The following is a 13,062-nucleotide window of genomic DNA, read 5'->3' as shown; positions in this document are numbered from 1 at the left end:
GACACGACAGGAGTGACTCGCTGTCGTGACAGGGGGTTTCGGGGATCCTGGGGGGATCTTTTGCTGACGTCTGTCTTCATCGCTGCCGTTTCGCTTGCCCTTTTCTGGATGGCCGCTTTCACCTTGTGGTGGCAGATGCACGCGTGGCGTACGCCCGAGGTGCTGGCCTCCACCCGGTTCAGCAGTCCGGACGGGGGCGGGCACCTGTCCTTCTCACTGCTGCTGCCCGCAAGGCACGAACAGGCCGTCCTGGACCACACCATCCAGCGACTGCTGGAATCCAGCCACACCGACTTCGAGATCATCGTGATCGTCGGGCACGACGACCCGGAGACCACCGAGGTCGCCTGCGACGCCGCGGAGCGTGACCCGCGGGTGCGTGTCGTCGTCGACACCCACGAGAAGAAGAACAAGCCGAGGGCCATGAACACGGCGCTGCCGCACTGCCGCGGTGACGTCGTCGGGGTCTTCGACGCCGAGGACCAGGTCCACCCGGAGCTGCTCGCGCACGTCGACCACGCCTTCCGCTCGACGGGCGCCGACGTCGTGCAGGGCGGTGTCCAGCTCATCAACTTCCACTCCAGCTGGTACAGCCTGCGCAACTGCCTGGAGTACTTCTTCTGGTTCCGCTCCCGACTCCACCTGCATGCGCAGAAAGGTTTCATCCCGCTCGGCGGCAACACCGTCTTCGTTCGCACGGACGTCCTGCGCGAGGCCGACGGCTGGGACCCCGACTGCCTCGCCGAGGACTGCGACCTGGGAGTCCGGCTCTCCAGCGTCGGCAAGAAGGTCGTCGTCGCCTACGACTCCGACATGGTGACCAAGGAGGAGACGCCCGGCAGCCTGATGTCGCTGCTCAAGCAGCGCACCCGGTGGAACCAGGGCTTCCTGCAGGTCTACCGCAAGAAGGACTGGAAGCAGCTCCCGGGCTTCGGACAGCGGCTCCTCGCCCGCTACACCCTGATGACGCCGTACCTCCAGGCCATCTCCGGTGTGATCATCCCGCTGAACGTGGCCGTCGCGCTCTTCCTCGACGTGCCGGTCGGCATCGCCTTCATCACCTTCCTGCCGGCCGTCACCGCGTTCGTCACCTTCGTCTTCGAACTGGTCGGGCTGCACGACTTCGGCAAGCAGTACGGGCTTCGTGTGCGATTCGTCCACTACCTGAAGCTCGTCGTCGGCGGCCCCTTCTACCAGGTGCTCCTCGCCGGTGCGGCCGTCCGTGCCGTGTGGCGCGAGCAGAGGGGCCACAACGACTGGGAGCTGACCAGTCACGTCGGTGCGCACCTCACCGACACCGAAGCCGCGGCCCTGACCCGCGGGTCCCGAGAGGACGTTCCTGCGTGACTTCCACCCTTCCCGCGGTGACCACGGTCAAGGTCCCCGCGCAGCGCACTCCTGTACCCAGCACCCCTCCGGCACCTCGGACAAGGCCGTCACGGCTGCGCCGTTCGCGGACCGACCTGATCCTGTGCGGCGTACTCCTCGCGGCCGTCATGACCGTGCAGGGCTGGAACATCGCCGACTACCCGACCCTCAGCGACGACGAGGGCACCTACCTCGCGCAGGCCTGGGCCGTGCAGCAGGGCGACGGCCTGGCCCACTACACGTACTGGTACGACCACCCGCCCCTCGGCTGGATACAGATCGCCCTGCTGACCTGGATACCGTCCCTGATCAGCCCCGAGTCGATGACGGTCGGCTCGATGCGGATCGTGATGCTGCTGGTCAGCGCCGTCAGCGCGATCCTCGTCTACGCGCTGGCCCGCCGCCTCTCGCTGCCCCGCTGGGCGGCCGGCCTCGCCCTGCTGCTCTTCGGGCTCTCGCCGCTGTCGGTGGTCCTCCAGCGCGAGATCTTCCTCGACAACATCGCCGTGATGTGGACGCTCTTCGCGTTCTTCCTGGCCGCCTCCCCGAGCCGCCACCTCTGGCACCACTTCGGCGCCGGACTCGCGGCCGCCGCGGCGGTGCTCACCAAGGAGACGATGCTCGTCGTCCTCCCGGCCGTGATGCTCACCATGTGGCGCCACAGCCACCGGGACACCCGCAAGTTCGCCCTCACCGGAGCCGTCACGGCCTGCGTGCTGGTCGGCCTCTCGTACCCCCTCTTCGCGCTCCTCAAGGGCGAGTTCTTCCCCGGCGCCGGACACGTGTCGCTCTGGGACGGCCTCAAGTACCAGATGACCAGGCCCGGTTCCGGATTCATCCTCGACGCGGGCTCCGGCTCGTACGGGGTCCTGCAGTCCTGGCTCTACTACGACCGCGTCCTGCCCCTCGGCGGGCTGGCCGGGGCACTGCTGCTCCTCGTCACCTGGCGCTGGTCGGTGACCGCGCGGGCCCTCGCCGGGCCCGCCCTGACCGTCGCCATCCTCGCGCTGGTCGCCCTGCGGCCGAACGGCTACCTGCCCGCGATGTACGTCATCCAGGCCCTGCCGTTCCTCGCGCTGGTCCTCGCCGGAGGCACGGCGAGCATCGCGCACGGGGTGCTGCGCAGGTGGCGCGACGTCGACGAGAAGCGGTTCGTCACCGGGGGGAGGTACGTGATCGCGGCGCTCCTCGTCGCCGCCTCGGCGGTGTACGTCGTGCCGCGCTGGTACGACGGCGCCCGCACCGCCGTCACCACCGACGCCAACGCCCCCTACCAGGCCGCGTCGAAGTGGCTGGCGACCGAGGTCGACAACCCCGAGGAGACCCGTGTCCTGGTCGACGACGCGCTCTGGCTCGACCTCGTGCACGCCGGATACCGGCCGGGCCTCGGCGTCATCTGGTTCTACAAGGCCGACCTCGACCCCGCGGTGACGAAGACGATGCCGCGCGGCTGGCGCGACCTCGACTACGTGGTCGCCTCCCCGACCGTGCGGCGCGACGCGGTCGACCTGCCCAACGTCAGACAGGCGATGGAGCACTCCACGCCGGTCGCCACCTTCGGCAAGGGCGAGGACCGGATCGAGATCCGGCAGATCAGGGGCGGCTCCGAGAGGAGCAGGGCGAGCACGGCGGGCACGCCCGGCACCTCCGGCGCGGCGGCCGGCGGAGACGGCCGATGACGTACGAGTCCGTCGTCCCCGAGGAGGTGGGCGAGCCCGCGCTGCGGGTCACCGCGGTCCCCGAACCCGGCGCCGTCACCATCGTCGTCCCGACCTTCAACGAGTCCGCGAACATACGGGAACTGCTGCGCGGGATCACCGAGTCGGTGCCCGCGCGGCTGCCCTGCGAGGTCGTGTTCGTCGACGACTCCACCGACGACACCCCCGAGGTGATCCGCGAAGCCGCCGGGGACTGCCCGTACCCGGTGACCGTGCTGCACCGCGAGAGCCCCGTCGGCGGTCTCGGCGGGGCCGTCGTCGAGGGGATGCGGGCCGCGACCTCCGACTGGATCGTCGTCATGGACGGCGATCTGCAGCACCCGCCGTCGCTGGTACCGGAGTTGGTGGAGGCCGGCGAGCGCACCCACGCGGGGCTCGTCGTCGCCTCCCGCTACATCAGGGGCGGCAGCCGCGCCGGGCTCGCCGGCGGCTACCGCGTCGCCGTCTCCCGCGGCGCCACCTGGCTGACGAAGACGCTGTTCCCGCGCAGGCTGCGCGGCATCAGCGACCCGATGAGCGGCTTCTTCGCGATCCGCCGCAGCGCGGTCACCGCGGACGTCCTGAAGCCGCTCGGCTACAAGATCCTCCTCGAAACGGCCGTACGCGCCCGCCCGCGCCGGGTCACCGAGGTGCCGTTCGTCTTCCGGCCACGGTTCGCGGGCGAGTCCAAGTCGACCGCGCGGGAGGGCGTCCGCTTCCTGCGGCACCTCGCCGGACTGCGCACGGCCTCGCCGGTGGCCCGGATGGTGGTCTTCGGGCTGATCGGCGCGACCGGCTTCCTGCCGAACCTCGCCGCGCTGTGGGCCCTGACGGCCGCCGGGATGCACTATCTGCCCGCCGAGATCGCCGCCAACCAGCTCGGCGTCGCCTGGAACTTCCTGCTCATCGAGCACCTGTGCTTCCCAGGCCGCCGGCAGTACCGGCGCTGGTGGGACCGGGCCGGCCGGTTCGCGCTGCTCGCCAACGCCGACCTGGTGGTACGCATCCCGCTGATCGCGCTGCTCGTGAGCCGGTTCGGCATGAGTGTGCTCGGCGCCACGGCGCTCGCTCTGGTGACCACCTTCGTCCTGCGGTTCGTGGGCACGGAGGCCCTGGTCTATCTGCCGCGGAAGGGAGGGCGCGCAGGTGACACGACGGCCGTCGAGACCGGCCGTCACGTTGGGAGCCGCACAGCAAGGAGACCCAGTTGATGTTCCGCAGATCCGCTCCGAAGTTCAGACGCCCGAACCGCCCCAGACGCCGCACCACCCTGCTGGCCGTGGGGGCGCTCACCTCGGGACTGCTCCTGTCCGTCCCCCAGTCCGCCTCCGCCGCCAACCTCGTGAAGAACCCGGGCTTCGAGACCGCGGGCACGGGCGGCGACGGCATGCCCTACTGCTGGGAGAAGTCCGGCTGGGGCGACAACGACTTCACCTTCTCCACGGTCGGTGACGCCCACTCCGGCTCCAAGGCCATGAAGGTCGAGCTGACCCGCCGCACCGAGGGCGACCGCAAGGCGCTGATCACCGAGTCCGCCCAGTGCGCGCCGGTCGTCGGCGTCGGCAAGCAGTACGACCTCGGGCTCTGGTACAAGTCGACGACCCCGGACACCTCGCTGACCCTCTTCCGGCATGACACGACCGCCGGCTGGCAGTACTGGACCGACCTCAAGACCCTGCCGGTCAGCGCCGGATGGGCCGAGGCGACGGTCCGTACCCCCGAGGTCCCCGCGGGCACCGACCGCATCAGCTGGGGTGTCTCCGTCTACGGGACCGGCTCGGTGACCACCGACGACTACACGATGGACCAGGTCGCCGACCCGATCCCCGACCCGGTGTGCACGGGCACGGCCGAGGAGTGCGCCAACGGCAGATGGGACGTGCTGCCCACGCAGAACCCGGTCCGCTCCATGCACTCCGTCGTCCTCAACAACGGCAAGGTGCTGCTGATCGCGGGCTCCGGCAACGACCCGGAGATGTTCAAGGCGGGTACGTTCACGAGCACGGTCTACAACCCGGTGAACGGCACGTACAAGCAGATCCCCACGCCCAAGGACATGTTCTGCGCGGGACACGTGCAGCTGGACGACGGCCGGGTGCTGGTGATGAGCGGCAACAAGGGCTACCCGTCCGCCGACGGCACGATCGGCTACCAGGGCTACAAGGACTCCTACACCTTCGACCCGGTCACCGAGACGTACACCAGGACGAACGACATGAACGACGGTCACTGGTACCCGTCGGCGACGATCCTCGGCAACGGTGACGTCATCTCCTTCGGCGGCCTGAAGGAGGACTCCACCGGGTCCGTGACGGCCGAGCGCTGGTCCGACGCCGAGAACAAGTGGCTGCCGACCTGGCAGGTCAACCAGACCTGGTCGTACTGGGGCCTGTACCCGACGATGGTCCTGATGCAGGACGGCCGCCTCTTCTACACGGGCAGCCACACCTTCGGCAACAACATCCCCGGCTCGGGCTCGGCGATCTACGACTACGACGCCAACACCATCACCGACGTGCCCGGACTGCGGCGCAAGGACGAACGCGACCAGTCCGCGAGCGTGCTGCTGCCCCCCGCCCAGGACCAGAAGGTCCTCACCATCGGCGGCGGCAACATCGACTCGAACCCCGACGCCAACCGACTCACCGACATCATCGACCTCAAGTCCGCCAACCCGGCGTACGTCGCCGGACCGCCGCTGCCGCAGGGCACCGTCGACCTGGGCAACGGCAGGGTCCCGCAGACCGGCGACCAGGGCAAGATGTACGTCTCCACCGTGCTGCTGCCCGACGGGAAGGTCCTGGAGACCGGCGGCGCCCTGCACAACCGCGCCGATCCGGTCTACTCCTCGTCGATCTTCGACCCGGCGACGGAGACCTTCGACCCGGTGGCCACCGACCCGGAGGCACGCGGCTACCACTCGTCCGCGTTCCTGCTCCCCGACGGCCGCGTGATGGCGACCGGCGACAACCCGGGCAACGGCTCCTGGAACCACGACGTGTCCGTCTACACCCCGCCGTACCTGCTCAAGGGCCCCCGCCCGACGATCACTTCGGTGATCGACAACGAGTGGACGTACGGCGACACGCAGCGCATCACGGTCGACCGGCCCATCGCCAGGGCGGAGCTGATCCGCCCGGCCGCGGTGACGCACTCCTCCGACCCGAACCAGCGCTTCGTGGACCTGCCGCTCTCCGTCGACGGCAACAACATCGACCTGAACGTGACGAGCAACCCGAACATCGCCCCGCCGGGCTGGTACATGCTCTTCGCGGTCGACGCGAACGGTGTGCCGTCGGTGGCGAAGTGGGTCCGTCTCCAGGGCCCGCCCGCCCTGGCCGCCGCGTCCGGGGAGGCTTCCTCGGGCCACGTCCACTCGTTCGCGGACTCCCTGGAGGGCAAGGTCAGGAAGCCCGGCAAGAAGCGTGACTCGGTGGAGGTCAGCCCGGCCGTCGCCGGCTGCGACCGCCACTACGGCACCGCCAACGTCTGCGTCCCGACGGTCTTCCCCGACGAGGTCAAGAAGACGACGGCGGCCCGCTGCGCCTGGCTGAAGGCGAACGACTACGGCCGCCTGAAGGTGAACGGCAAGGACGACCCCCTGCGCTTGGACCGCAACGGGGACGGCCTGGCCTGCGGCAAGGGGGACACGTCGAGGCGCTGACCCCGATTCCCTGAACGGATGTTGTCCCGTGCCCCGATGGGGGCGCGGGACAACGTCGTTCGCCGGGGCCGAGGACTGAGGGATGCGAGCTGCGGGGCGCCTTCAGGGGCGCGGGGAACTGCGCGACCAGCCCCCACCCGCCCGCACCGGACAACGAACCCGCAAGGCCCCGGCAGGCGTCCGCTCAGCCGGAGCCGAACTCCGCGAGCGCCCGCCCCACGATCGCCTCCAACTGCTCGTGGTGGGCGCCCCGCCAGTACGCCCGCCCACACTCCCCGCACTGGGCGAACACGTCGTACGACCGCCGCGTCCCCCCTTCGAGCTGCCCCGCGACCTCCTCCCTGGAGGCCTCCCGCAACAGCCCGTTGCACGCCGTGCACCGAGTCCACGGCCTCAGCTGGGGCGCGAACCGCCCCAGCACGTCCCGCAGTTGGTCATCGGGCTGCGTGCTGTAGACGAACGCTCCCGCCCACAGCTCCCTTCGCCGCAGCAGCCCCCGGTCCCGGCTGAGCAGCACCCGCCGCTCGGCGGCGGACCGCGAGGCCAGCGCGGGGTCCCCGATGTCGAGCGACTCGTACGCGGTGTCGACACCGAGCAGCCGCATCCGGCGGGCCAGCGTCCCCAGATGCACGTCGAGCAGGAACCGCAGCGGTGCGCCCGGCACCGGCTGGGGCCGCTCGACCGCCCGTACGAGAACGGACTCGTCCGCGAGCGGCACATGCGAGACGGCCACCGTACGACCGTCCACCACGAGCTCTCCGACCTCGGTGAGCGGGACGCCGAGCGACTCGACGACATGGCCGAGCGTGGACGAACCGTCGGTGGTGACGCCCGTGGCGCCCGCCCGACGCCCGTGCGGGACGAACAACCGCAGCTCGGGGGCGAATTCGACGTGGATCTCCGGTCCGTTCACCGGGTCAGGATGCCATGCGGACCGGGCGGCCGGCCGGTGCTTTTCGCCGCCGCGGTGTGTCCGCGATCAGCACTTCGGGAGGTCCTTGAAGGTGGCGAGGGTGCGGTCGACCAGGTCCAGCAGGTCACCTCGGCAGTCGCGCTCGGCCCAGTAGATGGCGGTTTCGAGGAGTGCGCCCATCAGCCCCATCGCGTAGACCCGTACCTCCAGGTCGTCCGCCTCCCTCCCCGTGCGCTCCGCCATCGCCCGGCACATCAGGCGGCCCGTGACGGACATGCTCTCCATGGCCCGGGTCCGCACGGCGGGCACCCGCGCCATCAGCATGATGCGCGGTTTCATCTCCCGTTCCACGAAGTCCGGACGGTCGGCGACCGCCATGGCCAGTCCCTGCCGGATCGCGAACCGCAGCGAGTCCAGCACGCTCTCCTGCGCCGGGCGTTCCCGCAGCAGGTCCTCGATCAGGGGGTCGTACTCGTCCGTGAGGACGATGTCCTCCTTGGCCGGGAAGTAGCGGAAGACGGTGCTCGGTGAGACCTCCGCGCGCTCCGCGATCTGCTCGACGGTCGTCGCGTCGTACCCCTGCTCCGCGATCAGCGCGTAGGTGGCGTCCCTGATGGCCGTGCGCGTCTTCAGTTTCTTCCGCTCCCGCAGGCTCATCCGGGCCTGCGGCGCGGCGGGGGTACGTGCCGTGGTCATACCGTTCATTGTCGGTCACGGAGGCCGGGGCCGGCCACATCCGTCCTTGCCCGGTCCGGGAGCACCTGGTCCGGGAGCGTCGGCTCGGCGGGGACCGGGTCCGCCGTCGGGCCGTCACCCGGCCCGGTCACGGCAGGTGGTTCGCCGTCGGGCCCGGCGGGCCGTACGTTCGGCAGCAGAGCCGCCGTCAGCAGCGCGGTCACGAGCGCCGCGACACCGCAGACCGTCAGGACCGCGCCCATGCCGTCCACGTACGCGGCGTCGGCGGAGTCGGCGAGGCGTGGCAGCCCGAGCCGCTCGGCGACCAGGTGCGCGCCGGTCAGGGAGTCGCCCGCCGCCTCGGCGGCCCGCGCGGGCAGGCCGGTGGTGTCGAGCCGGTCGTCGTAGGCACCGGCGAGGAGGCTGCCGAGCAGCGCGATGCCGATCGCCGCGCCCACCTGGCGCAGCGTCATGAGCAGCCCGGAGCCGCTGCCCGCGCGGTCCGCCGGGATCCCGCCGAGTGCCGCGTCCATCGCGGGCACCATCGCGAGGCCGAAGCCCAGCCCGGCGATCGTCAGCCACAGCGCGGTGAACGCGTAACCGCTGCCGGGTTCCGTGCGCGCGCCCAGGAGGGCGGCGAAGCACAGCACCGTCAGGCCGGCGGTCACCACCGGGCGCGGTCCCAGGCGTCGCACCAGCGCCGTGCTCGCCCGCGCGGAGACCATCAGTCCCGCCATCAACGGCAGCAGTCGCAGGCCGGTGCCGAACGCGTCGTTGCCGCCGACCTCCTGCAGATACGCCGGCACCATGAACAGCAGTCCCGCGAAGACGAACGTGCCGAGTGTCGCGGCCAGGCCGTTGCACAGGAAGCCGCGGTTCGAGAGCAGCGTCAGGTCGAGCATGGGCCGCGAGGCGCGACGCTCCCGCAGGACCAGGGCGGCGAGCAGCACCGCGGAAGCGGTGAACGAGCCGATGACGAGAGCGCTGCCCCGGCCGTGCTCCGGCGTCTCGATGATGGCGAGGACCAGCGCGCCGAGTCCCAGTGCGCTGAAGGCGGTCGACAGCACGTCGACCCGGGGCGAGGCGGGATCGCGGGACTCGGGCAGCAGGAAGAGGCAGGCGGTGACGCCGAGGGCCACCATCGGGATGTTGATCAGGAAGATCGAGCCCCACCAGTAGTGGTCGAGGAGCAGTCCTCCGACGAGCGGCCCGAGCGGCATGCCGGCGGCCATGGAGGCGGTGACGGCGGCGACGGCTCTGCCGCGCTCCGCCGGCCCGAACATCGAGGGCAGGACGGACAGTCCCAGCGGGATGACCAGCGCGGCGCCCACACCCATGACGGTGCGCGCGGCGATGACGAGAGCGGGGCTGTCGGCAAGGGTGCCGAACAGGGCTCCGGCGAGGAACACGAGGAGCCCGGCGATCAGCATCCTGCGCCGGCCGAAGCGGTCGCCGAGCAGTCCCGCGGGCAGCATCAGGGCCGCGAACACGACGATGTAGGAGTCGACGATCCACTGGAGCTGACCGCTGCTCGCCCCCAGCTGATCGGCCATCGTCGGCAGCGCGACGTTGAGGATCGTCATGTCGAAACCGAGCACGAGCATGCTCGCGACCAGGGCGCCGAGCGCCCACCAGCGACGGGGGTCGAGGCGCGCCCCGGCCTGCGTGGTGACAGTAACCATAAAATGAAAGTAACTATCAAAAGATAGTGTCTGTCAATGAATAGGACGGGGATGTCCCGAGGGAAGTGGCGGACCGGGCATGCGAAAGGGCCCCGCCGCGTGCTGCGGTGGGGCCCTCTCGTCGCAGGGCGGCCGTGGCCGTCCGTGGCTATCCGTACTGGTAGGCCACCATCGAGATGCCGATGTAGTGCGCGATGAACGCCGCGAGGGTCAGCGAGTGGAAGACCTCGTGGAAGCCGAACCAGCGCGGTGACGGATTCGGCCGCTGGAGCGCGTAGATGATGCCTCCCGCGCTGTAGAGGAGCCCGCCCGCGATCACGAGCACCAGGACGGCGACGCCGCCGGCCCGCATGAAGTCGGGGAGGAAGAAGACGGCCGCCCAGCCCATCGCGATGTAGCAGGGGGTGTAGAGCCAGCGCGGGGCGCCGATCCAGAAGACGCGGAAGGCGATGCCCGCGATCGCCGCGCTCCAGATGCCCCAGAGCAGCCAGCGGCCCTTGCTCTCCGGGAGCAGCAGCATCGTCAGCGGTGTGTAGGAGCCCGCGATGATGAGAAAGATGTTCGCGTGATCGAGCCTGCGCAGCACACCGTCCATCCGCGGACTCCAGGTGCCGCGGTGGTAGATCGCGCTGACGCCGAACAGCAGGCAGGCCGTGAGGACGAACACCGCGCAGGCGGCGCGGGCGCGGGTCGAGTCGGCGAGTGCGGTGAGCACCAGGCCGGAGACGAGGACCGCCGGGAACATTCCGGCGTGCAGCCAGCCGCGCAGTCTCGGCTTGACGGGGTGCGGCAGGGAGAGCGCTTCGGCGACGCGGTCGACGACCGGCGTGTCCGTGGAGGCGTCGGAGATGGGCGCAGTCATGCCGTCCATCGTACCTACGGAACCGTAGGTTACATATCGGTCGGCCGGTACGAGGGGCGCCGAGTGGCGGGTGTCTCACCGGGTGCCGGGCCGCGTGACGGGCGGGCCGGAACCGCCCTTTCGTAAACGGCCGGCAATAAGTGGCGATGCTCACGCTGCTCAGGTGTGAGGCCCTCTGGACATATGCGCGGGCCCGTCGGATGATCAAATGAGTGCGGTCGGCACCGGATGAGCGCCAGGAAGATCGATACGTACCGGAAAGATCGGTAAGGATCGGTTACGTGAAGCATCCGGGTCGCGGCCCCCACGGGGCACAAAAAACAAAAACCCCTCATCTAGGAGCGATCGTGGCGCGCGACATCGCGGCTCCCACTTCCACCGGCGTCCCCACCAACCATCAGGAACTGGTCTCGTGGGTCAACGAGATCGCCGAACTGACCCAGCCGGACAGCGTGGTCTGGTGCGACGGCTCAGAAGCCGAGTACGAGCGGCTGAGCGAGGAGCTCGTCCGCAAGGGCACCTTCAGGAAGCTCGACCCGATCAAGCGCCCCAACTCGTACTACGCGGCCTCCGACCCGACCGATGTCGCACGGGTCGAGGACCGGACGTTCATCTGCTCCGAGAAGGAGGAGGACGCGGGCCCGACCAACCACTGGAAGGACCCCGCCGAGATGCGGGAGATCTTCAGCGGCGAGCAGGGCGTCTTCCGCGGCTCGATGAAGGGCCGGACGATGTACGTCGTCCCGTTCTGCATGGGCCCGCTCGGCTCCGACCTCTCCGCCATCGGCGTCGAGATCACCGACTCCGCGTACGTCGCGGTCTCCATGCGCACCATGACCCGGATGGGTCAGCCGGTCCTGGACGAGCTCGGCTCCGACGGCTTCTTCGTGCGTGCTGTGCACACGCTCGGGGCGCCGCTGGCCGAGGGCGAGGCCGACGTGCCGTGGCCCTGCAACTCCACGAAGTACATCTCCCACTTCCCGGAGACCCGCGAGATCTGGTCGTACGGCTCCGGCTACGGCGGCAACGCGCTGCTCGGCAAGAAGTGCTACGCGCTGCGCATCGCCTCCGTGATGGCCCGGGACGAGGGCTGGCTCGCCGAGCACATGCTGATCCTCAAGCTCACGCCCCCGCAGGGTGAGTCGAAGTACGTGGCCGCCGCCTTCCCGAGCGCCTGCGGCAAGACCAACCTCGCGATGCTGGAGCCGACGGTCCGCGGCTGGACCGTCGAGACCATCGGCGACGACATCGCCTGGATGCGCTTCGGCGAGGACGGCCGTCTGTACGCCATCAACCCCGAGGCCGGCTTCTTCGGTGTCGCGCCCGGCACCGGTGAGCACACGAACGCCAACGCGATGAAGACGCTGTGGGGCAACTCCGTCTTCACGAACGTCGCGCTCACCGACGACAACGACATCTGGTGGGAGGGCATGACGGAGGAGACCCCGGCCCACCTGACGGACTGGAAGGGCAACGACTGGACCCCCGAGTCGGGCGTCCCCGCCGCTCACCCCAACGCCCGGTTCACCGTGCCCGCCGCGCAGTGCCCGATCATCGCGCCCGAGTGGGAGGACCCGAAGGGCGTGCCGATCTCGGCGATCCTCTTCGGTGGCCGCCGCGCCACGGCGGTGCCGCTGGTCACCGAGTCCTTCGACTGGAACCACGGTGTCTTCCTCGGCGCGAACGTCGCCTCCGAGAAGACCGCCGCGGCCGAGGGCAAGGTCGGTGAGCTGCGCCGCGACCCGTTCGCCATGCTGCCGTTCTGCGGCTACAACATGGGCGACTACATGGGTCACTGGGTCGACGTCGCCAAGGGCAGGGACCAGGCGAAGCTCCCGAAGATCTACTACGTCAACTGGTTCCGCAAGAACGACGAGGGCAAGTTCGTGTGGCCCGGCTTCGGTGAGAACAGCCGCGTCCTGAAGTGGATCGTGGACCGGCTCGACGGTAGGGCCGAGGGCGTCGAGACCCCGATCGGCATCCTGCCGGCCAAGGGGGCCCTGGACACGGAGGGTCTCGAACTCTCCTCGTCCGACCTCGACTTCCTGCTCACGGTCGACAAGGAGGTGTGGCGGGAGGAGGCGGCGCTGGTGCCGGACCACCTGAACACGTTCGGCGACCACACGCCGGTCGAGCTGTGGGACGAGTACCGGGCGCTGGTCAAGCGCCTGGGCTGACCTCCGCACACGCCGGACGGGCTG

Annotated in this window: 9 protein-coding genes; 5 read left to right on the top strand and 4 right to left on the bottom strand. The window is 70.0% G+C overall.

Going from position 1 to position 13,062, the window contains the following annotated elements; translation table 11 throughout:
- The first annotated feature begins 60 nt into the window (after window positions 1-60).
- From O1Q96_RS39330 to O1Q96_RS39315, 4 genes are read left to right on the top strand one after another with little or no spacing between them, the layout of a single operon-like run.
- Window positions 61-1,347, top strand: coding sequence for a glycosyltransferase (locus tag O1Q96_RS39330; protein ID WP_269252654.1), 1,287 nt, complete (start codon window positions 61-63; stop codon window positions 1,345-1,347).
- The gene (locus O1Q96_RS39325; RefSeq protein ID WP_269252653.1) at window positions 1,344-3,047 is read left to right on the top strand and encodes an ArnT family glycosyltransferase; all 1,704 of its coding nucleotides are present in this window, start codon (window positions 1,344-1,346) and stop codon (window positions 3,045-3,047) included. Before O1Q96_RS39330 ends, O1Q96_RS39325 begins: the two co-directional genes overlap by 4 nt.
- On the top strand, window positions 3,044-4,276 hold the full coding sequence (locus tag O1Q96_RS39320; protein WP_269252652.1) for a glycosyltransferase: 1,233 nt from the start codon (window positions 3,044-3,046) through the stop codon (window positions 4,274-4,276). Before O1Q96_RS39325 ends, O1Q96_RS39320 begins: the two co-directional genes overlap by 4 nt.
- Window positions 4,276-6,729 (top strand): galactose oxidase early set domain-containing protein, encoded by a 2,454-nt coding sequence (locus O1Q96_RS39315; RefSeq protein WP_269252651.1) that lies wholly within the window; start codon window positions 4,276-4,278, stop codon window positions 6,727-6,729. Before O1Q96_RS39320 ends, O1Q96_RS39315 begins: the two co-directional genes overlap by 1 nt.
- 184 nt (window positions 6,730-6,913) lie before the next feature.
- Here the strand turns inward: O1Q96_RS39315 and O1Q96_RS39310 are convergent, their stop codons facing one another.
- The 4 genes from O1Q96_RS39310 to trhA all read right to left on the bottom strand — a co-directional run bounded on the left by O1Q96_RS39310 (window position 6,914) and on the right by trhA (window position 10,861).
- Complete coding sequence (locus O1Q96_RS39310; RefSeq protein WP_269252650.1) at window positions 6,914-7,642, bottom strand: Mut7-C RNAse domain-containing protein; 729 nt, start codon at window positions 7,640-7,642, stop codon at window positions 6,914-6,916.
- A 66-nt stretch (window positions 7,643-7,708) separates the two neighbouring features.
- Window positions 7,709-8,338: a TetR/AcrR family transcriptional regulator gene (locus O1Q96_RS39305; RefSeq protein ID WP_269252649.1), complete on the bottom strand. Its 630-nt coding sequence runs from the start codon at window positions 8,336-8,338 to the stop codon at window positions 7,709-7,711.
- A 5-nt stretch (window positions 8,339-8,343) separates the two neighbouring features.
- Window positions 8,344-9,999, bottom strand: a complete 1,656-nt coding sequence (locus O1Q96_RS39300; protein WP_269252648.1) for a DHA2 family efflux MFS transporter permease subunit — start codon at window positions 9,997-9,999, stop codon at window positions 8,344-8,346.
- 148 nt (window positions 10,000-10,147) lie between these two features.
- On the bottom strand, window positions 10,148-10,861 hold the full coding sequence (trhA, locus tag O1Q96_RS39295) for a PAQR family membrane homeostasis protein TrhA (RefSeq protein WP_269252647.1): 714 nt from the start codon (window positions 10,859-10,861) through the stop codon (window positions 10,148-10,150).
- Window positions 10,862-11,208: 347 nt separating this feature from the next.
- Here trhA and O1Q96_RS39290 point away from each other — a divergent pair, with 347 nt between their 5' ends.
- Window positions 11,209-13,038: a phosphoenolpyruvate carboxykinase (GTP) gene (locus tag O1Q96_RS39290; RefSeq protein ID WP_269252646.1), complete on the top strand. Its 1,830-nt coding sequence runs from the start codon at window positions 11,209-11,211 to the stop codon at window positions 13,036-13,038.
- The last annotated feature ends 24 nt before the right edge of the window (window positions 13,039-13,062 follow it).

It is taken from the genome of Streptomyces aurantiacus, from assembly GCF_027107535.1.
Lineage (GTDB): Bacteria > Actinomycetota > Actinomycetes > Streptomycetales > Streptomycetaceae > Streptomyces.
The sequence above is the reverse complement of the archived record's forward strand: the minus strand, read 5'-3'. Positions and strand labels throughout refer to the sequence as shown.